General features: G+C 57.1%; 19 protein-coding genes and 1 pseudogene. 7 read left to right on the top strand and 13 right to left on the bottom strand.

Annotated features, from left to right (window positions below; genetic code table 11):
- Window positions 1–565: 565 nt before the first annotated feature.
- A complete protein-coding gene (locus O1722_RS03475; RefSeq protein ID WP_012477419.1) occupies window positions 566–1201 on the top strand; it encodes a hypothetical protein in 636 nt (211 codons plus the stop codon).
- A gap of 135 nt (window positions 1202–1336) precedes the next feature.
- On the opposite strand, the pseudogene O1722_RS03470 reads toward O1722_RS03475, so the two are convergent.
- The 5 genes and pseudogenes from O1722_RS03470 to O1722_RS03450 all read right to left on the bottom strand — a co-directional run.
- Window positions 1337–2512, bottom strand: a pseudogene (locus tag O1722_RS03470) (YgiQ family radical SAM protein); the annotation flags it as partial.
- Window positions 2513–2642: 130 nt separating this feature from the next.
- Window positions 2643–4055, bottom strand: a complete 1413-nt coding sequence (ftsP, locus tag O1722_RS03465; protein ID WP_017384056.1) for a cell division protein FtsP — start codon at window positions 4053–4055, stop codon at window positions 2643–2645.
- Between the two features lie 61 nt (window positions 4056–4116).
- Window positions 4117–4854, bottom strand: a complete 738-nt coding sequence (gene plsC / locus O1722_RS03460; protein ID WP_003862497.1) for a 1-acylglycerol-3-phosphate O-acyltransferase — start codon at window positions 4852–4854, stop codon at window positions 4117–4119.
- A gap of 163 nt (window positions 4855–5017) precedes the next feature.
- Window positions 5018–7276, bottom strand: coding sequence for a DNA topoisomerase IV subunit A (gene parC / locus O1722_RS03455; protein ID WP_015571873.1), 2259 nt, complete (start codon window positions 7274–7276; stop codon window positions 5018–5020).
- 118 nt (window positions 7277–7394) lie between these two features.
- Entirely contained in the window at window positions 7395–7796 is a 402-nt protein-coding gene (locus O1722_RS03450; protein ID WP_017692663.1) for a YgiW/YdeI family stress tolerance OB fold protein, read from the bottom strand.
- A gap of 139 nt (window positions 7797–7935) precedes the next feature.
- Here O1722_RS03450 and qseB point away from each other — a divergent pair, with 139 nt between their 5' ends.
- From qseB to lysM, 5 genes are all read left to right on the top strand, one after another.
- Complete coding sequence (gene qseB, locus O1722_RS03445; RefSeq protein WP_017692662.1) at window positions 7936–8595, top strand: quorum sensing response regulator transcription factor QseB; 660 nt, start codon at window positions 7936–7938, stop codon at window positions 8593–8595.
- A complete protein-coding gene (gene qseC / locus O1722_RS03440; RefSeq protein WP_017692661.1) occupies window positions 8592–9941 on the top strand; it encodes a quorum sensing histidine kinase QseC in 1350 nt (449 codons plus the stop codon). The genes qseB and qseC overlap by 4 nt, the downstream gene beginning before the upstream one ends.
- 104 nt (window positions 9942–10045) lie before the next feature.
- Complete coding sequence (locus tag O1722_RS03435; RefSeq protein WP_015571876.1) at window positions 10046–10627, top strand: NAD(P)H-dependent oxidoreductase; 582 nt, start codon at window positions 10046–10048, stop codon at window positions 10625–10627.
- Between the two features lie 30 nt (window positions 10628–10657).
- Window positions 10658–10972, top strand: a complete 315-nt coding sequence (locus O1722_RS03430; protein WP_003862506.1) for a putative quinol monooxygenase — start codon at window positions 10658–10660, stop codon at window positions 10970–10972.
- 151 nt (window positions 10973–11123) lie between these two features.
- Entirely contained in the window at window positions 11124–11564 is a 441-nt protein-coding gene (gene lysM, locus O1722_RS03425; RefSeq protein ID WP_014885249.1) for a peptidoglycan-binding protein LysM, read from the top strand.
- Window positions 11565–11596: 32 nt separating this feature from the next.
- Here the strand turns inward: lysM and O1722_RS03420 are convergent, their stop codons facing one another.
- Genes O1722_RS03420 through O1722_RS03410 form a run of 3 tightly spaced genes read right to left on the bottom strand, consistent with a single transcriptional unit; the run spans window position 11597 to window position 15924 of the window.
- Window positions 11597–12784, bottom strand: coding sequence for a glycoside hydrolase family 88 protein (locus tag O1722_RS03420; protein WP_033487700.1), 1188 nt, complete (start codon window positions 12782–12784; stop codon window positions 11597–11599).
- A gap of 28 nt (window positions 12785–12812) precedes the next feature.
- On the bottom strand, window positions 12813–14078 hold the full coding sequence (locus O1722_RS03415) for an oligosaccharide MFS transporter (RefSeq protein ID WP_015571880.1): 1266 nt from the start codon (window positions 14076–14078) through the stop codon (window positions 12813–12815).
- A 31-nt stretch (window positions 14079–14109) separates the two neighbouring features.
- Window positions 14110–15924: a DUF2264 domain-containing protein gene (locus O1722_RS03410; RefSeq protein ID WP_100151231.1), complete on the bottom strand. Its 1815-nt coding sequence runs from the start codon at window positions 15922–15924 to the stop codon at window positions 14110–14112.
- Between the two features lie 166 nt (window positions 15925–16090).
- Between O1722_RS03410 and O1722_RS03405 the strand changes: the two genes are divergently transcribed.
- The gene (locus tag O1722_RS03405; RefSeq protein WP_023295450.1) at window positions 16091–16930 is read left to right on the top strand and encodes an AraC family transcriptional regulator; all 840 of its coding nucleotides are present in this window, start codon (window positions 16091–16093) and stop codon (window positions 16928–16930) included.
- A gap of 41 nt (window positions 16931–16971) precedes the next feature.
- Here O1722_RS03405 and O1722_RS03400 read toward each other — a convergent pair whose 3' ends face one another.
- The 5 genes from O1722_RS03400 to O1722_RS03380 are packed head-to-tail and all read right to left on the bottom strand — an operon-like array spanning window position 16972 to window position 21633.
- Complete coding sequence (locus O1722_RS03400; protein WP_015571883.1) at window positions 16972–17847, bottom strand: MurR/RpiR family transcriptional regulator; 876 nt, start codon at window positions 17845–17847, stop codon at window positions 16972–16974.
- Window positions 17844–18794 carry an iron-siderophore ABC transporter substrate-binding protein gene (locus O1722_RS03395; protein ID WP_033487698.1) on the bottom strand — a complete coding sequence of 317 codons (951 nt, stop codon included), beginning with the start codon at window positions 18792–18794 and terminating at the stop codon, window positions 17844–17846. Before O1722_RS03395 ends, O1722_RS03400 begins: the two co-directional genes overlap by 4 nt.
- A 9-nt stretch (window positions 18795–18803) precedes the next feature.
- On the bottom strand, window positions 18804–19844 hold the full coding sequence (locus O1722_RS03390) for a FecCD family ABC transporter permease (protein WP_017384048.1): 1041 nt from the start codon (window positions 19842–19844) through the stop codon (window positions 18804–18806).
- Window positions 19841–20824 carry a FecCD family ABC transporter permease gene (locus O1722_RS03385; protein WP_032649559.1) on the bottom strand — a complete coding sequence of 328 codons (984 nt, stop codon included), beginning with the start codon at window positions 20822–20824 and terminating at the stop codon, window positions 19841–19843. The genes O1722_RS03390 and O1722_RS03385 overlap by 4 nt, the downstream gene beginning before the upstream one ends.
- Window positions 20821–21633: an ABC transporter ATP-binding protein gene (locus tag O1722_RS03380; RefSeq protein WP_017384046.1), complete on the bottom strand. Its 813-nt coding sequence runs from the start codon at window positions 21631–21633 to the stop codon at window positions 20821–20823. The genes O1722_RS03385 and O1722_RS03380 overlap by 4 nt, the downstream gene beginning before the upstream one ends.
- Window positions 21634–21886 lie beyond the last annotated feature (253 nt).

Genomic DNA, 21886 nt, shown 5'->3' with positions numbered 1-21886 from the left:
AGAAGAAAAAACAAACAACCAGGTTGCCGGGAGTGAATATGCAAATCAGGAGGAAAGTAAAAGATGTAACGACACCATCACGATGCAATACATTGACCTCAACACGTTACCCGGACCATACGTGATAAACATCACAAATCCTTTGAGTGAAGAACTTAAGATGTGATTTTCATTTCCCGGCACAAACCGTGCCCTTAAAAAACAGGCAACGGATACATCTTAATGCCAGAAGTAAACCTTAATTGATTGAATACAGCCTGAGTCCATTGCAAAAATAACACACAGGGTAAATTCGCATATACAGAACCCAACGAAAAGCAAAAGAAACCTGTAACACATTTCGTTTACCTGTCACTTTCAATTGTAAAAGCCAGCAGAAAAAGCGCATATAACTATATTTATCCCTGCGGGGACTTTTGTTTGTGCTATATATTTTTTACAGAGAACCGCAACGCGTCCAAACACAAGAATATATTTACCTCTGGAAAATGGTCTGACTCCCTTTCACGTGGTTGTAGTGACCTGTTCTGTGATTCATGTAATGTCTTTTCTGGATGAGGAAAATATGTCATCACTGATATTTTATACAGACGAAGCACAAGCACTGATTGTAACAGATACCCTTGCCGTCACCGATAATGGGGAGCCGTTATCTTTTGTTTCCAAAGCAGGTTACATCCCCCAGCTAAGAACCATCATAGCAGGAACGGGGGCAGGTGGATTTTCTAACACCTGGTTGCTTGAAGCATCAACCAGAATGGTCGTATCAGGTATACAAAATCTCAATTATCATACATCGGCCTGTCTAAGGAGGCTGTGGAAACAATACAAGCATGACCATGCAATTCCCTCTTCTTCAACGGTGACAACCAGTGTTTATCAGTTCGCAATTTGCGAGGAAACAGGAAATATCGTTTCGTTCGCCTATCGCTCAGTCCATGATTTCGAATCAGAGCAATTACAATACGGAACAGGAGTAAAACCTGAGTGCCAAATCTTGGATGGGGATTTGTTGCAGACAATTCCTGTAATGATGAATGAACAAAGGGCTATACAGGCGACATACCCACACCCGGAACGGATCCATATTGGCGGTGAGATGATTGCGCATTATCTGACATCATCTATGTATCAATGCTTTAAGATTGGGGAATTTGAGGATTTCAGAACTCAGGGAGAGTATATATTGAGCAGGATTTAGGCAAAACGCGGTTCAGATAAAGTGCTTTTAACAGGCTTGCTGAACATTAAAAGGATATCTCTCAATTACGATGAATAGCTTGAATTCTAAAAATAGAAAAGTAGAGTTTAACTCTAAATACATAAAAACAAGAGTAAAGGAGCACCCGCCGAAGCAGCCGCGCATGATGTTGATTGAGAAACGGATCATCTCGTACGCCGGAATACGGCTGTTGCCATATGACGGATGCGGCACACGCTTGTACGGCAGAGCAAAGACGCTGTCCATCTCTTCGGTAGAGAGCGGGATCGCCGGTGGGTTAACCCAGATATAGCGCTCGCCGTGCTTTTGCATCAGAGCGCGCGCGCAGCCGGGGTTGGTTTCATGATGTAAGATGCGCGATGCGTGGGCGTAGAGTACTTTATCGCTTTTTACTTTTTCGTAAGACGGCAGCAGCACATAGGTTTTTTCCCACGGCTTCGGACGCGGCGGCTGCACCACCACGGCCTTTGCTTCCGCTTTCTTCGGCTCAACCGGTTTGTTATCCGCGCACGGTAGATCGTCACCGTACGGATGTGGGATAGGGTCGATTTTGCCCGGCATATCGATAATGCGGGAATCCACCCCGCTCCAGCCCGGCAGCGCCTCTTTCACCATGATCGCGGTGTTGCGCACGTCGCGGATCTCGCTGACCGGTTCACCCTGCGCCAGGCGATGCGCCACTTCCACCAGCGGACGCTCGCCGTTGCCAAAGATCAGCATGTCGGCTTTCGAATCCACCAGCACCGAACGGCGCACGGTATCAGACCAGTAGTCGTAGTGTGCGGTGCGGCGCAGGCTCGCCTCGATGCCGCCCAGGATCACCGGCACGTCTTTCCATGCTTCTTTGCATCGCTGGGTGTAGACGAGGGTCGCGCGATCGGGACGTTTACCCGCCACGTTGTCAGCCGTGTAAGCGTCGTCATGGCGCAGCTTACGGTCGGCGGTATAGCGGTTGATCATCGAGTCCATGTTGCCCGCGGTCACGCCGAAAAACAGGTTAGGCTTGCCCAGACGCATAAAGTCGTCTTTGCTGTTCCAGTCAGGCTGGGAGATGATCCCCACGCGGAAGCCCTGGGCTTCAAGCATACGGCCACAGATCGCCATGCCAAAGCTCGGGTGATCGACATACGCATCGCCCGTTACCAGAATGATATCGCAGCTGTCCCAGCCCAGTTGATCCATCTCTTCCCGGGACATCGGCAGGAACGGCGCCGGTCCAAAGCAGGCTGCCCAGTACTGGGGCCAGGAGAAGAGGTCGCGATCCGGCTGGATCAGGGAAATAGCGCTCATAATGCTTCCGAAGAAAAAATAGACAAAAGGAGCGGGATTATACGCTGGTTTACCGGGGGAAATGAAGGGGTATTGTGCGGCCTGTTGCCCTCACCCCAACCCTCTCCCACAGGGAGAGGGAGAAAGCGTTTTATGGTGCCGGATTCACCAGCATCTGCCCTACCGATCCCCTGTCCATCATCTCCAGCGTCTGGCTGTGGAACAGGAACGGGAAGTGCGGCCAGGAAGGCTGGCCGTAGTAGACGAGCAGTTCGACCTGGCCATCCACCCAGACGGTATCTTTCCAGCCCCTGTCTTCCGGGAACGGCATCGCCCCGTTGACGTTGCGGATCAGGAATGACACCCCTTCAATATGGAACGACTGCGGCATCTCCGAGCGGACGGTCCAGCGCTCCCATGTTCCCTGTTGGGCGGTGATATCAATGCGGTTTACGTCCCACAGCGCACCGTTGATGCCCGGATCGTCGCCAAGGCTGATATCGCGACTGCGTACTGCCGGGCCGGTCACAATCTCCTGCGGCAGCAGGCGCATCGGCAGACTGTCGGTCACCAGCGGCAACAGGCCGGTCGGGCGCAGCGTGAGCACCAGCGTGGAGACCAGAACGCTCGACGGTTCAAAGAAGCCGCGAATACGGTCAACAATGCTTGCCGCTTCGCCGCAGGTCACGGACACTTCATCCCCGTTGGTCATATCCACGAGGATCTCACGACGTTCGCCCGGTGCGAGCGCCAGCTGTTTTACCGACACCGGCGCAGGTAATAACCCCTGATCGCCTGAAATCACGTGCAGCGCGCGGCCGTCGCTCATCTGCAACTGATAGCGACGCGAGTTAGAAGCATTCAGCAGACGCAGGCGCACCCAGCCACGAGACACTTCAACATACGGGCTTTGCGCGCCGTTAACCAGCAGCGTATCGCCCACAAAACCACCGCTGCCCGGCTCGCTGTACTCCGGCGTGCCGAAGTTATCCAGCCGCTTGTCCTGAATAATGATCGGGAAATCATCGACGCCGTAGTGATTCGGGATCGGCAGCGTTTTGCTGACCTCATCTTCAATCAGCCACATTCCGGCCAGGCCGTTGTAGACCTGCTGGGCGGTGCGGTTCGGGGTGTTGGCGTGATACCACAATGTCGCCGCGCTCTGACGAATCGGGAGGACGGGCGCCCAGTCGGCATTCGGCGACATCATGCGTGCCGCGCCGCCAATCAGCGGCCCCGGCACCTGCAAACCACTGACGGTCATCGCGACATTTTCCGTCGTACGGTTACTGTAGATGAGCTTAACGTCATCGCCATTCCACACGCGAATGGTCGGCCCGAGGTAGCGTCCGTTAATGCCCCATACCTGCGCGCGCGTTCCCTGGGTAAAGGACCAGTGGCTACGCTGAAGCGTGAGGAATAGCGGCTGCCCGCGACGGGATTCAATCAACGGCGGAATAGGCAGCGGCTGTTGCTGCCCGGCGGCGCTGGCTGTCCGCGGCATCGCACCCGCACAAAGGGCGATACCCGAAGCCTGAATAAACTGACGCCGACTGAGTGACATATAAGCTCCATCTGAAACGACTAACAACGCGGGAATTCGTTTTCCCTTACACGACACCGGGTCAAATCTTACCGGCGGCTTCTCGCTCTGCAACTTCTTTATCGAGCTGCGCAATATGCTGAGCCATCAGCTCGCGGCAGTGCGTGGCCAGCTCGCGCACCTGGTCTTTACCGTATTTTGAGGTATCTACCGGCGGCAGCATTTCGACAATGACCAGTCCGTTATTCAGACGGTTAAGATTAATCTTATTCGATGTATTGGAAACACACACGGGAATAATTGGAACGCCTGCCGCAATTGCAGCATGAAACGCGCCGGTCTTAAACGGCAGCAGGCCGCGACCACGGCTGCGCGTCCCTTCCGGGAACATCCAGATGGAAATCCGGCGCTTTTTAAACTGATCCACCACTTCCGCAATGGTGCCATGCGCTTTGGCGCGGTTGTTACGGTCAATCAGTAAGTTACCGGTGAGCCAGTACAGCTGACCGAAAAACGGGATCCACAGCAGGCTTTTTTTACCCACGGTTACGGTCGGCGGAAGAACAATATTTGAGGCCGTCACCATATCGTAGTTGTTCTGATGGTTAGCGATATAGATGGCGTTACCGAAATTCTCCGCCCCTTCAGGCAGACGCTTTTCAACCTTCAGGCCAAACAGCGGCGCAAGACGACCAAACATGTGGCCAAACGTCGCGACATGCTTTGGGTTACGCGGGCTGAACAGGCAATAAATCGATCCGAAAATACAGACCAGAATGCAATAAATAACGGTAAGAATGAGACGAACAATGTATAGCATAGCGACCTCTGAAGCCCTGACAGCTGACAATTATACTTCACCTGTGGCCAGGTAAGGACTTTATTACGAGCGCGTATTGTTAATCGCAACGCACGAATTAACAACGTTTTTACGGGAAATTTTATGGTAATTCCCCCTCCGGAAAGAGGGGGGATGAAACAGGTTACTCTTCGCTGTCGTCCGCTTTGCTGCGCGCCGGCGAGTCGATCTCCACGCGGTCAATTCGCTGGAGGCCGCGCATCAGTGAGCCGCGACGTCCACGCTCACCCACCACCTTCTGCAACTCTTCCGGACGCAGTTTGATTTTACGCTTGCCGACATGAATGGTCAGGGTGCTCTGCGGCGGCAGCAGGAAGAGATGCGCGAGGCCATCGACGCCTTTTGCCGCTTCCGCTGACGGGATACTGATGATCTTGTTGCCCTTCCCTTTCGACAGCTCCGGCAGATCGCTGACCGGGAACATCAGCATGCGTCCGGCAGCGGTGATCGCCAGCAGCATGTCGCTTTCGTTCTCGATGATCAGCGGCGGCATGACGTGTGCGTTATCCGGCAGGCTAATCAGCGCCTTACCAGCACGGTTACGCGACACCAGATCGTTGAAGGTACAGATAAAGCCGTAGCCCGCATCAGACGCCATCAGCAGTTTTTGATCGTCGGCCTCCATCAGCATATGGTCCACCGTGGCGCCCGGCGGCAGCGTCAGCTTGCCAGTTAGCGGTTCGCCCTGGCCGCGCGCAGACGGCAGCGTGATCGGGTCGATGGCGTAGCTGCGGCCCGTGGAGTCGATGAACGCCACCGGCTGGTTACTCTTGCCCTTCACCGCCGCCTTGAAGCTGTCACCGGATTTGTAGCTCAGACCCGGCGCGTCGATATCGTGGCCTTTGGCGCTACGTACCCAGCCGCTCTGGGAAAGCACGATGGTCACCGGCTCGGAAGGCAGCATGTCGTGCTCGTTCATCGCCTTCGCCTCTTCGCGCTCGTGCAGCGGAGAACGACGGTCGTCGCCAAAGGCGTCGGCATCGGCCTGCAACTCTTTCTTCAGCAGGGTGTTCATCTTGCGCTCGGATGCCAGAATCGCCTGAAGCTGATCGCGCTCTTTTTCCAGCTCGTTCTGCTCGCCGCGGATCTTCATCTCTTCCAGTCTGGCGAGATGGCGCAATTTCAGTTCGAGGATCGCTTCGGCCTGGGTTTCGCTGATGCCAAAGCGCGACATCAGGGCAGGCTTAGGTTCGTCCTCGGTACGAATGATCTCGATCACTTCGTCAATGTTGAGGAACGCCACCAGCAAACCTTCGAGGATATGCAGGCGCTTAAGCACTTTTTCCAGACGATGGTTCAGACGACGGCGCACCGTATCGCGGCGGAAGGCCAGCCATTCGGTGAGGATCTCCAGCAGGTTTTTCACCGCCGGACGACCGTCCAGACCAATCATGTTCAGGTTGATGCGGTAGCTTTTTTCCAGATCGGTAGTGGCGAACAGGTGGTTCATCACCTGCTCCATGTCCACGCGGTTAGAGCGCGGCACGATCACCAGACGGGTCGGGTTTTCGTGGTCCGATTCGTCGCGCAGGTCGTCCACCATCGGCAGCTTTTTATTGCGCATCTGGGAGGCGATCTGCTCCAGCACCTTCGCACCGGACACCTGGTGCGGCAGCGCGGTGATCACCACGGCCCCGTCTTCTTTGGTCCACACCGCGCGCATGCGCACGGAGCCGCGACCGTTCTGGTAGATTTTGCGGATTTCCGCGCGCGAGGTGATGATCTCGGCTTCGGTCGGATAGTCCGGCCCCTGCACAATATCCAGCAGATCGTCCAGCGAGGTTTTCGGCTGCTCAATCAGGGTGATGGCGGCTTTTGCCACTTCACGCAGGTTGTGCGGCGGAATGTCCGTCGCCATGCCCACGGCGATACCGGTCGTGCCGTTCAGCAGGATGTTCGGCAGACGCGCAGGCAGCATCTTCGGCTCCTGCATCGTACCGTCGAAGTTTGGCACCCAGTCGACCGTCCCCTGCCCCAGCTCGCCCAACAGCACTTCGGCATATTTAGACAGGCGGGATTCGGTATAACGCATTGCCGCGAAGGATTTCGGATCGTCCGGCGCCCCCCAGTTCCCCTGGCCATCCACCAGCGGATAGCGATAAGAGAACGGCTGGGCCATCAGCACCATCGCTTCATAGCAGGCGCTGTCGCCGTGCGGATGGTATTTACCCAGCACGTCGCCGACGGTACGGGCGGATTTCTTAAACTTGGCGGTAGCATTCAGTCCCAGTTCGGACATCGCATAGACGATGCGGCGCTGAACGGGCTTCAGGCCATCCCCGATAAACGGCAACGCCCTGTCCATGATGACGTACATGGAGTAGTTCAGGTAGGCGTTTTCCGTGAATTCATGTAGCGCGAGGCGCTCTGCCATATCGCTCATTACGTGTGATTCCTCAACTCAGAAACCGATGGGTTTCAGGCAATATTGCCGCAGATACTACCTCATCTGGCGAGTTGAGTCACAAAGAAAAAGGGCCGCATAAGCGGCCCTTTCCGGGTTATTTGTTCAGCTTGATAACCTGCTTCACGTCGATTTCAAACTCGTTCCAGTCTTTATCGATTTTACCCTGGAGTTCGACTTTATCCTGGGGGCTGACGGTCACGCCGTTCCAGCGCTTGTGGTCGATCTCCACCACCACCGTGCCGCTCTCATCGCGGAAGGTGTAACGGTCATCGGACAGGCGCTCGGTAATGTTCCCGCGCAGCTTCACCCAGGCATCGTCCTTCAGGTCTTTCACTTTAGCCGCGGTGGTGAGGTTGGCGTTGTTATCGACAAAGCCACCCTGCTGGGTTTGCGTCTGGTTCTGTGTCACAGATGGGCCAGAGAAGCCACCCTGTGCAGCAAAGACAGGGGCCGTGGTCATCATCATGATGGCAGCAATTGCAGCGAATTTTTTCATCTTTATCTCTCCCTTTAATGTCGTTTCACAATCCATTAAACAGGGTAAACCTTAACAACTTCTTAAGGGGAAAATTTATTTATTTTTACTGTACAGCAGGCGCTTGCAGAAGGTTTACTGACGGCATCAAGGAGGAAATATGCGCATTTTACTGGTAGAAGACGACAGGCTCATCGGCGACGGCATCAAAGCGGGCTTAAGCAAAATGGGCTTTAACGTGGACTGGTTTACCGACGGTAAAACCGGGCAGGCGGCCCTGTACACCGCGCCGTATGATGCCGTGGTGCTGGACCTGACGCTGCCAGAAATCGACGGGCTTGAGATCCTGCGCGCCTGGCGCGAAAGCGGTAAGAGCGAACCGGTGCTGATCCTGACCGCGCGGGATGCGCTGAATCAGCGCGTCGAAGGGTTACGCCTGGGGGCGGATGATTACCTGTGTAAGCCGTTCGCGCTGATTGAAGTGGCGGCCCGCCTTGAAGCGCTGGTGCGCCGCAGTCACGGGCAGGCGCGCAGCGAGCTGCGTCACGGCAAGGTCACGCTCGATCCGGCAAGCCTTGTCGCCACGCTGGAGGGCGAAACGCTGGTGCTCAAACCCAAAGAGTTCGCCCTGCTGGAGCTGCTGATGCGCAACGCGGGCCGCGTGCTGCCGCGCAAGACCATCGAGGAGAAACTCTACAACTGGGATGATGACGTCTCCAGCAACGCCGTCGAAGTCCACGTTCATCATTTACGCCGCAAGCTCGGCAGCGAATTTATCCGCACCGTGCACGGCATCGGTTATACCCTGGGTGACGCATGAAACTGACCCAACGCCTGAGCCTGAAGCTGCGCCTGACGCTCCTCTTTTTGTTGCTGTCCCTGGCGGCCTGGTTTGCCGCAAGCGTGGTGGCCTGGCACCAGACGACCGACAAGCTCGATAAGCTGTTCGATACCCAGCAGATGCTGTTTGCCAAACGGCTGCTGACGATGGACGTGGACGAACTCCGCGCCCCGGAACGCATGCGCGAGGTACCGAAAAAAGCCAAACACGGCCATCTGGACGACGATGCGCTGGCCTTCGCAATCTTCACCGCCGACGGCAGCATGGTGCTTAACGACGGCGAAAACGGGCGCGACATACCTTACCTCTACCGCCGGGACGGGTTTGATGACGGTCGCTTGCAGGATGACAACGACGAATGGCGTTTCCTGTGGCTGACTTCTCCGGACGGGAAATACCGCGTGGTGGTTGGCCAGGAGTGGGAGTACCGACAGGATATGGCGCTGGACGTGGTCAGCTCGCAGCTGACGCCGTGGCTGGTGGCGCTGCCCGTCATGCTTTTGTTGCTGATTGTTCTGCTGAGCCGGGAACTGAAACCGCTGAAAAAACTGGCGCAGACCCTGCGCTCGCGCTCGCCGGATGCGACCGATACGCTGCCCACCCACGGCGTGCCGACGGAGGTTCGCCCGCTGCTTGATGCGCTTAACCATCTTTTCGCCCGTACGCAGGAGATGATGGCCCGCGAGCGCCGCTTCACCTCGGATGCCGCCCATGAGTTGCGCAGCCCGCTGGCCGCGCTGAAGGTGCAAACCGACGTGGCGCAGCTTTCCCTTGACGATCCCGGGGCGCAGTCTAAAGCGCTGGGGCAGCTGCATGCGGGCATCGACCGCGCCTCCCGGCTGGTGGACCAGCTTCTCACCCTGTCGCGCCTGGATTCACTGGATAATCTTGATGACGTCGAACCCGTGATGATGGCCGATTTGCTGCAATCCGCGGTGCTGGATATCTGGCATCCGGCGCAGCAGGCGGGCATTGATATTCGGCTCAACGTCAACGCGCCCGAGGTGATGCGTCACGGACAGCCGCTACTGCTGAGCCTTCTGGCGCGTAACCTGCTGGACAACGCCGTTCGTTACAGCCCGCGCGGCAGCGTGGTGGACGTGACGCTGCATACCCAAAGCTTTACCGTGCGCGACAACGGCCCGGGCATTTCTTCCGATGCGCTGGCGCGTCTCGGCGAGCGCTTTTATCGTCCACCGGGCCAGGACGCCACCGGCAGCGGTCTGGGGTTGTCTATCGTCAAGCGTATCGCGGCGTTGCACGGGATGCGCGTCTCGCTGGGCAATGCGCCGGAAGGGGGCTTTGAGGTGACCGTCAGCTGGTAGCCATTATTGCGCTCTGCGCAAAAGACTTTGCACATTTTGCTTATTTTTCCGCTCCGTCCTCGCGCGTAGAATACCCGGCATACTCTCATCATCGAGGACAAATAATGAGCAACATTCTGATTATCAACGGCGCGAAAGAATTTGCGCACTCTAAAGGCCAGCTGAATGACACCCTGACCGAGGTCGCGGATGGTTTCCTGCGCGACGCCGGACATGATGTTAAGGTCGTGCGCGCGGACAGCGATTACGACGTGAAGGCCGAAGTGCAGAACTTCCTGTGGGCCGACGTGGTTATCTGGCAGATGCCGGGCTGGTGGATGGGCGCACCGTGGACCGTGAAAAAATACATGGACGATGTGTTTACCGAAGGTCACGGTTCGCTGTATGCCAGCGACGGTCGCACCCGCTCAGACGCGTCTAAAAAATACGGTTCCGGCGGCCTGATTCAGGGCAAGAAATACATGCTCTCCCTGACCTGGAATGCCCCGCTTGAAGCCTTCACTGAGCAAGATCAGTTCTTCGAAGGCGTGGGCGTAGACGGCGCGTATCTGCCGTTCCACAAGGCGAATCAGTTCCTGGGGATGGAGCCGCTGCCGACCTTTATCGTCAACGACGTGATTAAAATGCCGGACGTCCCGCGCTATATCGCAGAATATCGCAAGCATCTCGCGGAAATTTTTGCTTAACTGGTAGCCTGGAATTAGAAGGAGTTAATTATGCTTACCGTTATTGCTGAAATCCGTACGCGTCCTGGCCAACATCACCGCCAGGCGGTACTGGATGAGTTCGCGAAGATCATCCCGACCGTACTGAAAGAAGAAGGCTGCCACGGCTACGCGCCGATGGTGGACGCCGCCACCAGCGCAAGCTTCCAGGCGACCGCGCCAGACTCAATCATCATGGTTGAGCAGTGGGAAACCGTCGCGCACCTTGAAGCGCATTTGCAGACCGCGCATATGAAAGCGTGGAGCGACGCGGTGAAAGGGGACGTTCTGGAAACCCACATCCGTATTCTGGAGCAAGGGGTTTAAGTTCCGTGAAATTTGCCGGGTGGCACTGCGTTTACCCGGCCTTCAACTTCCCTCCCAGGCCCGGTAAGCGCTAGCGCCACCGGGCTTTTTGTATCATCTTAATACTCAACTGCTATGCTTATTCTGACTTCATTGTTAACAGGAGGATGGAATGGGACTTTTTAACTTCGTAAAAGAAGCAGGCGAAAAGCTGTGGGATAACCTGACCGATCATAAAGGTCAGGGCGACAAAATCACCGAGCACCTCAAGAAACTCAACATTCCCGGTTCCGATAAGGTTCAGGTTAACGTCACTGACGGCAAGGCCAGCGTGACGGGCGACGGGCTGACGCAGGAGCAGAAAGAAAAAATCCAGGTCGCCGTCGGCAACATCGCGGGCGTCAGCGAAGTGGAGAACAATATCACCGCGACAGATGCCAAAGATGAAGCCACCTACTATACGGTGAAATCCGGCGATACCCTGAGCGCAATCTCTAAAACCGTGTACGGCGATGCCAACCAGTACAATAAGATTTTTGAGGCTAACCGCCCAATGCTCTCCAGCCCGGATAAGATCTATCCCGGTCAGACGCTGCGTATTCCGAAAGCGTGATCGATAAGTCGGGGGTTAACCCCCGACTGTTTTTACCAGTACAGTTTCCAGCTCTGCGTAAAACGCACCAGTGCCTCAACGTAGAAGTAATCGCCCCAGCTCGCGCACTCATCCACGCCTTTATTGCTCGCCAGGTGATACACCGAGTGCTTAAGCAGCCCGTTGCCCTTCTCTTCTTTGCCCATCAGATAGTGCTTTGTCAGCGAGGACATAATCCCTTTCGCCCATTCGAGGTAACGTTCGCGATCCGGATCTGTGACCGGCAGATGTTTCACCAGCTCCAGCAGTCCACACACCGCAATTGCCGCCGAGGAAGAGTCACGCAGTGCGTCGGTGCCCACCAGCGCCAGATCCCAGTGGCAGACGTAGTCTTCCGGCAGGCGATTGAGGAAGTAGTTCGCCAGCCGTTTTGACAGGGCGATCATCGTTTCATCGCCGGTATAGATATAGCTCAGCAGGAAACCGTAAATGCCCCAAGCCTGCCCGCGCGACCAGCAGGAGTCGTCGGCGTAGCCCTGCTGGGTGTTGCCGTAGCGCGGTGCGCCGGTTGCCACATCCATATAGTAGGTGTGGAAGGTGGAGGCATCGTCACGAATGAGGTACGTCGCGGCCTGCATGACGTGCGCTTTTGCGGCGTCGGCAAAGCGCGGATCGCCCGTCTGCTCCGTTGCCCAGTAGAGCAGCGGCAGGTTCATGTTGCAGTCGATGATCATCCGCCCGGCCTGCTCCGGATCGGAGAGATCGCCCCACGCCTGGATGATTTTCGCCTTCTCGTGGAAGCGTTCCAGCAGGGCTTCCGCCGCCAGCAGCGAGAAGCCGCGCGCCTCGCGGCTTCCGGTCAGCCGCCACGCGGCTACGCAGGAGAGCGTGTAGAGGAAGCCTAAATCGTGGGTGTTGGTGTCGTTGCGCCCGGCGATGCGCAGGCCAAACGAGCGCACGTGTTTTTCCGCCATCGCGCGGAATTTTTCCTCGCCGCTCATCTCCCATGCCAGCCACAGCTGCCCGGTCCAGAAGCTGGTGGTCCACTCCACGTTGTCAGTCAGCGGATAAAAACCGTTCTGGCAGGTTTCCGCCGGGAATTTGTCGCCGAACTCCGTTAAATGACGGCTAATCAGGTCAAGAACGTGTCTGCGCGCCGAATTCAGTTCATCGCTGAATGCGCGGGAGTCAACGGGCGCAGCGATAACAGGCAGACGTTCTTCTTTGATACGACTTAACATATTTCGGTTCCTTCTTTGACGGCGTAATTTATCGTGTTGACGTTTCTGCTACGTTCAGCGCACGAGCCCCGCGCCATTTGCTCTGACAGGCGGATAACGTAAAAGCAGAAATAAGGGTAAAGGTCAGCGCCGTTGCGCCCATGATGATATAGGTGTGCTCAAAGCCAATACGGTCATACATATAGCCGGCAGGGGAAGAGACCACCACGTTGCCAACGTAGAGCATCGCCTGATAGCCGAGTAAATACATGGTGGCATTGACGCGCTTGTCGAAATGCTCGGCGATATATTTAAATACCGACACCAGCAGGAGACAAATTTCCAGACCGTACAGCGGCTTAAGCACTGAAATTAACAGGTGTGAATCACACATGCCGGAAATAATCAGACGCGCCCCAACCACCAGCCCGACAATTAACAGCCCGCGTTTGGCGCCAATAAAGTTCACAAACAGCGGGACCACCATATACATGACAAATTCCATGCCCGACTGTACGGTCCCGAGATAGCCGAATACGGCGTTGCCCTCATGAATATCATCAAAGAAGGTGACGAAATAGCGCGAGAATTGCTGCTCAGCGATAAACATCATCCACGCCACGCCCGCCACGTACAGGCAGAAAGCCCAGAATTTGCGGTTACGCAGCAGGGCGTAAACGTCAGACGGGGCTATTTTCTCTTTCGTCAGCACCTCGCCTGCGTGAGCGGAGTTAGTGTTCACTTTCAGGCTCAGCAGGACAATCAGCATCACCACCGACGCCACGCTGCCGAGAATAAAGTTATACGCCGGTGAGAGGTTGAACAGCAGGCCGGAGAAAGATGACGCCACCGCCCAGCCGAGCGATCCCCACATACGGATCTGCCCGAACTCCATGCCATTCAAACGGCTAAAGCGGTCGGAATAGGATTCACACGCCGCCACGCCCGCGTACCAGGCAAAGCTTAAATAGAGCGCGCCGATAATAATCCCCAGCAGGGTATTAGACATTAACAGCGGCTGGTAAACATAAATAAAGAATGGCGCCATCAGGGCCGACATGATCACCACAAAATAGAGCAGATATTTGCTCATGCCGATCTTATCGAGAATATAGCCGTAGATCGGCTTGAGAATAACGGAGAATATCCCGTTCACCGCAAAGACGGTTCCAATCACCGATCCGCTCAGGTTGGCTTTCTGACCGAGCCAGATCGCCAGCAGACCAATACTGGCAGACCAGGTAAAGAAATAGAGAAAGATAAAGCTGCTGATTTTGTAATATTCAGTTCTGTTGGTTGTCGATGTGCTTTTCATATCATCCTCGCCGGGGTGTAGGGCCAGATTTTTATAATGTGAACGCCAGCTTACGTTCGCTTCCGGGTTCGCTAATCACGACCTGGTTATGGGTTATATTCAGCTGCGGCGTCGCCGCAGCGGGCTGTTTTCCGCCAGCCAGAACGGCGCAACAGAGCCAGCTTTCCCCTTGCGGGAGGTCAGCTTTTAACAGCGGAATGGAGGCGCACTCCGCAAACATAATGCTGCTGTTCGGCGGCGTGACGATGCTGTCTGGCTGGCGCTGAATGATCGGCGAAAGATCGACAATGACGCTGCTGCCGTTTTCAGCCAACAGATAACAACCGCGTTCGCGCACCTGGTGGGCGGTTTTCATCACCGCAAAGCCGCCCTCGACGGTTTGCAGAGTGCGCGCGCTGTTGATACGGTGCAGGCGCAGGTGCCACTCCCCGAACGGGATCTGCCAGGTCGCAATCTGCACGTCGCGCCACGGCGACCAGCGCGAGAAAATGTAATTTTCATCCACCCGAACCTCGTCGCACTCGCGACGACCGCGGAAATAGTCATCTCCGTCCGCCAGCAGCAGCATGGAATCGCAGGCGGCATGCTTCAGGCCAAAACGCCCGCGCTCAAGGGTGAATCCGAAGCGGCTGGAGTAGGCAAATTTGGTGTATTTCGCTTCGGTGTTGACGTAGTTGTTCAGCTCCAGCTGACCGGCGGTGAGCATGACGACGTGCTGCGAATCTTTCGAATGCATCAGGATCTGCTGCGCATGCGTAATCACATGTTTTTCAGCAAGCGCCGGCAGCGGTTGTTCTTCCGCCTGCCAGAACGGGTGTGCTTCCGGCAGCGCCAGGATCAGATAGGTTTTCAGCGCCCAGTACGGTGAACCGGGGGAGTTGTAATCCTCGCACATCGCCAGGTTCGGATACGCAAACCCCAGGGTAAGAATACCGTCGCGATCGACAATCGACTGCTGCTGCCACCAGCGCAGATGCCGCAGCACAATGCCCTTCACGATGCCCGGGGTGAAGACGTCCAGTTGAGAAAAGGCCACCGCGCTCCAGAAGGCAACCATGGCAAAGCGGTAGGTCAGGCTGCGGCCAAACGGCACCGAGGCGCCATCGGCGGCGGACCAGCAGATAAAGTCTTCCGCGAACAGACGCGAGCGCTCGCGCAGCACCTTCGCCCTCGCCTCGTCGTCACTCAGCGTGGCGTAAATCAGGCCGTAGAAATGGAAAGCCATGGAGATGTAGTAATCTTTCGGGCGGCCGGGACCGTCGGAATACCAGCCGTCGCCGAGGTAGTAGGCGTCCATCAGCGCAAAGCGGTGGTCAATGGCGGCCCGATCGTACGGCAGGCCGGCGCGCTTAAAGCCGAGCTGGACCATAATGGCAAAATAGTTCCAGTTGCTGTCCGGCATCTGCGCGTCGGTGATTTGGTTGAGCCACGCGTGCAGGTTCATCACCTCGCGCCCGGTAAAGTGCGCGGTGAGTTTATCCCCCAGCAGAGCGAGCCCCAGACCGTAGGCCGCCATCTCCACCAGACGTTGATCGTACGGGCCGGTTTCACCCCAGTAGCCGCTGCTTTGCGGGTCGGTACCAAGCTTAATGGCAGTAAGGTACTTCTCGCTGAACGGCGTGCTTTCGCCAGATGCCATCAGCGGAAACAGCCCCCACAGCGCGCGAGAAAGTCCCTCCATCTGCGCAATATCCGCTGTGTAATGGGCGCAGGTGTCGCCCAGCGGGAATCGTGAACGGTTCGCCGGAAATTGCGTGTCCAGCGCCTGTAAAAGTGCATTCAACGACGCCACTACCTCCTGGCGTGAAGACAACGGATTTGATTTTTCTTTGTTTGCCGCCCACATCGGTTCGCCCTCGTAATCAACTGCGGCAAAGCATAGTGAATCCGCAAGGGGCAGAAATGTTAGCCATGTCACAGGCATGAACGATGAATAAACCTCCAGTTGAGAAAATTTAAAAAGGTGGTTTATAAAGACGATCAGACGGGAAAAAGTTGAGTTTTATTGCACTATGCGCGACACGCCGACATCCGACCTTCTGGAACTGATCGCCCTGAATGATACCGTGGCCTCGTTCAGCCGCCTGTTTGCCAATACGGTGCGCTACCATCACTGGCATCAGTGTCTGGAGATCCTCTATGTGGAAGAGGGCTTTGGCGTGGCGATTGTCGATAATCGTCACTACACCATGCGCCCCGGACGACTGTTTTTCTTCCCGCCTTTTACGCTGCACAAGGTCATGGTGGACGAACAGGCGGAGGCAATTTACCGCCGCACCATTATTCATCTCGACCAGCACGCGGTGCTGAAGATCCTGCGGGATTTTCCCCAGACCCGGCAGCGCCTGGAGCGGCTGTCACGCCGTGGCGGCGAAGCGTGGGTCGCCGATTTAGCCCACTGTCACCACCATATCGACCATCTGTTTAGCTGCTATAAACCGCCGATGAACGGCGAGAGCATCGCCAGCCTGCTGATCGGCCTGTTCGCGATGCTCCCCGACGATCGCGACGGTGAGCCGGGCAACAGCCAGGGGATCGCCAGCCAGGTAATGTTCTGGCTCGACGAGCATTATCAGGAGAAATTTCGTCTGGATGCGCTGGCCGAAGAGCTGGGTAAATCACGCAGTTACGTATCGCGAAGATTCCATGCGGAAACGGGCGAAAAAATTCACGACTACCTGAACACGCTAAGGTTGCGTAAGGCGTGCGAGTGTTTACTCCACACGGATTCGAGCGTGCGTGACATTGCCGCACAGGCGGGATTTTCCGACGTGACGTGGTTTATCAGCGCTTTTAAAAAGGGGATTGGCGAGACGCCGTTGCAGTACAGGAAGAACCATCGTGCGGTTTGACGCCCTCACCCCCGCCCTCTCCCACGGGGAGAGGGGGAAGATCAACCGCTCTTCTTCCCCGGCTTTAATCCGCGGTGTAACTCGTTGATGCGCTTCATCGACTTGATGGTGCGCTGCGGCTCAGTGGAGGCGACGGACAGAATAATCATCTCCAGGCACAGCAGCACCGTGCCGTGCAGCGGGATTTTGCCCTTCTCGCCACCGCGCGGGACGTGGATCACTACGCTTGCCTCTTTGCTAAAGCGCGAGTCCGTGGCGTTGGTCAGCAAAATGGTGGGAATACCCAGGCGCTTCGCTTCGCGCAGCGTGGTCTGCCCCTCCCGGTGCGCGGATTTTTGCGCCATCATTACCAGCACGTCACCGCGCTGTAGGGCAATCAGCTGTTCGGCGAGGCCAATACCGGTGCGGTTGAGCGGGATCGCAGGCAGGCCTATACGGCTAAACAGTCGCGAGGTGTACTCAGCCAGAATGCCGGATGCGCCAATGCCAAAAATAGCGACCTGTCTCGCCTGCGCCAGCAGCGACACGGCCTGCGCCATCGCGTAGCGGTTGCCCGGTTCGGACAACACCGCGCAGGTGTGCTGATGGCCTTCCAGCACAAAATCGATGCTCGCGTCGACGTCGCTGGTAAGCGTGTTTACCGTGGTGGACATCTTCTCGCTGGAGGTGACCACCGGGCCAAACCACTGCTCCAGGGTCTGCTTGAGATCCCGCAGCCCACCAAACCCAAGCGCCTGAATGGCACGCACCACGGTGGCGTCCGAGGTGTGTAGCACAGCGGCAATCTCCATTGCCGTCTGCTCCATAACCGCTTCACGATTTTCATTGATATAGCTCGCCACCTGCAGCAGACGCGGCGTCAGCTGGTGCGCCCGCGAGCGGAGGCGGTCGCCGTAGACATCAATTTTTCGGATCATCGTGCGGCCTCCGGCAGCGGACGGCCCGCTATCTGCGACTGCACCTGCGCGGCCATCAGCCCCAGCGAGGCAAATGAATTTGAGATCGCTTCCTCGCGGGAGATGAGCACGTAATGCCCGGTTCGGCAGGCGTTGAGAAACTGACACCAGCCCGGCATCACCGCATCCATCGCCGCCAGCTCGTCCTGCGGTTTTCCGCCGGTGTCCCCGCGCCAGGTGGCAAAGACAAAATCAGCATCCAGCTCCGGCAGGCGCTCGGCGCTGACGTCGATGCGCCCGCCCTCCGGGATGCTCTCAATCAGCGGCGGGAACCTGAACCCTGCGTCGCGCAGCACGCGCCCAAGCGAGTGGTAGCTGTGCATGGCGTTGATTTTGCCCTGATTGGCCTGAATCACCGAGACGGTCAGTTTGCTCGTATCGATGGTCGCCTTTAGCGCCTCGATCTGCTCCTGATAGCGACGCTCCAGAATCTTCAGCCGCGCCTCTGTCCCGGTAAGCTGCGCCAGCTTGCGGTAGATCTCCGGCGCACCGCCGTCGAGGTGATCGATACTCACCGTCGGGGCAATTTTTTCCAGCTGTTCGACCGGCGTGTTGCGGGTCGGCTCGGTGATGATAAGATCCGGCTTCGCCGCAGCGATGGCTTCAATATTGATATCCGCGGTGCCGATGAATGTGATGTCGGAATTATCAAAATCGATGCCCGTCAGCATACCGCTGGAACGCAGAAAATGGCTGCCGTCCGGTCGGGTGCGGCCATGGCTGGCAACCGGCGGTACGCCAAGCTCGATCAGCGGAATGGTGATATCCAGGTCGTGCAGGGACACAATCCGCTTCGGGTTAACCGGCACCACCACGTTGCGGTTCAGGTCGTCAGTAAACGTCTGCGTTGGCTCTGCGGCTCCTACAGCAAAACCCACCAGCACCAGCATTGCAAAAAATACGCGCATTTTTATCCCCTAAAATCGATCCCGACGCTGCCAGAGCAGCAGCAGGAAAAACGGTCCGCCAATCAGTGAAATGACAATTCCCGCCGGCAGCTGCAACGGGAGAAATGCCAGCCGCCCAACGTTATCCGCCAGCAGCACCAGCAGCGCGCCCAGTACGGCACTTCCCGTCAGCAGTGCCGTTTGCCCTCCGCGCAGCAGCAGGCGCGCCATGTGCGGAGCAATTAGCCCGACAAAGCCGATACTCCCCACGCAGGAGACGCAGGCCGCGGTGAGCACCACGGGGGCAAACACGCGCAGCAGAGCGAGGCGTGAAGTCCGCACGCCCAGCCCCGTCGCAGTGTGGTTGCCGAGCAAGGCTACGTCTGCGGCGCGTGCGGTAAAGAGCAGCAGCGCAAACGCTGGCACTGTCCAGGCAGCAGCGATGCTGACCAGCGTCCAGCTTGCCGTATGCAGGCTCCCCGCCAGCCACAGCATCGCCGTCTGGACGTCGCGCACGTCGGCGGTCGTCATAAAGACCCCCATCGCGGCGGCAAACGCCCATGACACGCCGATGCCGATCAGGATGAATCGCGGGCGCGAGATATCACGCGCCAGCGCCACTACCAGCAGCGCGGTCAGCAGCCCACCGGCCATGCCGATAAGTGGACGCCAGTACGGCCCCAATCCCGGAAACTGAAAAATCAGCAGCAGCACCGCCGCGCTACAGCCCTCTTTCACGCCGATAAGACCGGGGTCAGCAAGGCCGTTGCGGGTAATGGACTGCATGGCCGCCCCCGCCATGCCGAGCATCGCGCCGCACAGCACCGCCATCAGCAGGCGCGGCAGGCGGATATCCATCACAATGTAATGCGCATCCGCCGTCAGACGTTCAGGATAAAACAGCGCACGTCCGATGGCGGAAGCAGGAATGGGCAGCGAACCGTGCGTCAGGCCAAAACTTAGCAGCAGGAGAGCGGCAAGCGATAATACGGCCAGATACAGCAGCGCCCTCGGGCGAACCAGCGCCGAGAAGGAGAAAAATCGTACTGCCCTCAATCCAGCCCGGTTCATTTGAACATCCTTGACGCCATAAGGATAAAGACCGGCGCGCCGACCAGCGCAGTCATCACGCCGGTTGCCAGCTCATACGGCGTAAACAGCGTACGGGCGGCGATATCCGCCATCAGCAGAACCAGCGCCCCGCAGAGGGCTGAAAGCGGCACCATCACGCGCAGGTCCACCGATACCAGACGGCGAATCAGCTGCGGCACCACGAGTCCGATAAACCCGATCGGTCCGGCAACTGAAACCGCCGCGCCGCACAGCAGGGCGATGGCCAGCAGCGCGAGCAGGCGCGTTTTCAGCAGCGACACGCCAAGCCCCTGCGCCATTCTCTCGCCCAGCGCCAGCATGTTCAGCGACGGCGACAGCCAGAGCGCCAGCGCAAAACCCACGGCAGCGGCCCCCGCGGCGCTAGCGATCGTCTCGCCGATGACTCCCGCCACATCCCCCGCAAGCCAGGTCCGCATGGCCAGCAGCGTCTGTTCATCCAGAATCAACACCGTGGCGGTTATCGATGAGGCAAATGCCGACATCGCCACGCCGCACAGCGTGACCTTCATCGGCGTGAGACCGGTACGCCCGGATGAGGAGAACGTTAGCACCAGCAAAAAGAGCGCGGCGGCGCCAGCTGCGGCTATCAGAGGGCGGCCAAACGGCAGCGACAGCCCGAGGGCACTCGTCAGCACCACCGCCAGCGCCGCCCCTGCATTCAGCCCCAGGATATGCGGCTCGCCGAGCGGGTTGCGGATCACTGATTGCAGCAGCACGCCCGCGACGCCGAGCGCCGCGCCCGTCACCAGGGCGGCGCATAGCCGCATCAAGCGCAGCCTGACGATCACGCTATGCTCAAAATTGCGCGGGTCGAAGTGGAAAAATGCGTCTACTACCGTCCGGGGGGCGATAACGCGCGCCCCGATGCTCAGGTGCGCAATCGCGCCTGCCAGAAGCAGCAGCGTAAAGAGAATAAAGGCCACAGATGTGCGCATCATGGTTTGTCGTCAGCCTGACGGAACGGCATAAAGAACGGCTTGCCGGTCAGCGGGTTAACCGACATATGCACGTCGACGTCAAACACCGCTTTGATTAGCTCCGGCGTGCAGGCGTCGCCCTCATGCAGTACCCCCTCAACCTTTCCCTGACGTAAAAAGACCAGCGAATCACCGTAATTCACGGCGAAGTTGAGATCGTGCAGAACCACCACCACGGTGCGCCCGTGCCGGCGCGTCAGCGTGTGCAGCAGTTCGAGGATCTCCACCTGGTAGCGAAGATCGAGGTACGTCGTGGGTTCATCCAGCAGGATATAGGGCGTTTGCTGCGCCAGCACCATAGCGATCCAGCAGCGCTGGCGCTGGCCGCCGGACAGGCTTTCAACCAGATGATGGGCAAACTCTGCCGTTCCGGTCAGGCGTAACGCCTCTTCCACGGCCCGCTCGTCTTCCTCGCTCCACTGGCGCATCACGTTCTGCCAAGGGAAACGTCCGCGCGAGACCAGCTCAAATACGGTTAACCCTTCTGGAAGCAGCGGAGACTGCGGCAGGATCCCGAGCTGGCGGGCGACCGCTTTGGTTGGTTGCGAGTGGATGGCTTTGCCGTCCAGCACCGCGCTGCCGCCGAGCGGCTGAAGCAGCCGTGCGAGGGTACTTAACAGCGTCGATTTTCCGCAGCCGTTTGCGCCCACCAGAACAGTCATTTTCTGCTGGGGGATCGCAAGGGAGATATCATCAACGATGATTTTTTTCTGGTAACCCGCGGAGAGGTTCTCAAGAACCAGTCCCGGCTTTTTGATGTAGTGAGCCACGTGAACGCCAACGTAAGAAAAAAAACCAACAAATAAAAATAAAACTCATTCTCTTTTGTGAGTTTGCCGCCGCTCCATGTAGTAGTCAAGCGAAGATACACCCTGTAAAACCCAGGGATAATTGAGCATCACCGCACAAATTAAAATTCATTTTTATTGATTATTTTCAATACCTTAAACAATAAATCGAAGCGTGTTAGCCAGAGAGAAACCTCTGTAGCGAAATTTTTATTTATTCCATTTACTACTACAT

The organism is Enterobacter cloacae complex sp. HYC003_NIDB (assembly GCF_056673375.1).
This window is presented reverse-complemented; position numbering and strand designations above follow the sequence as displayed.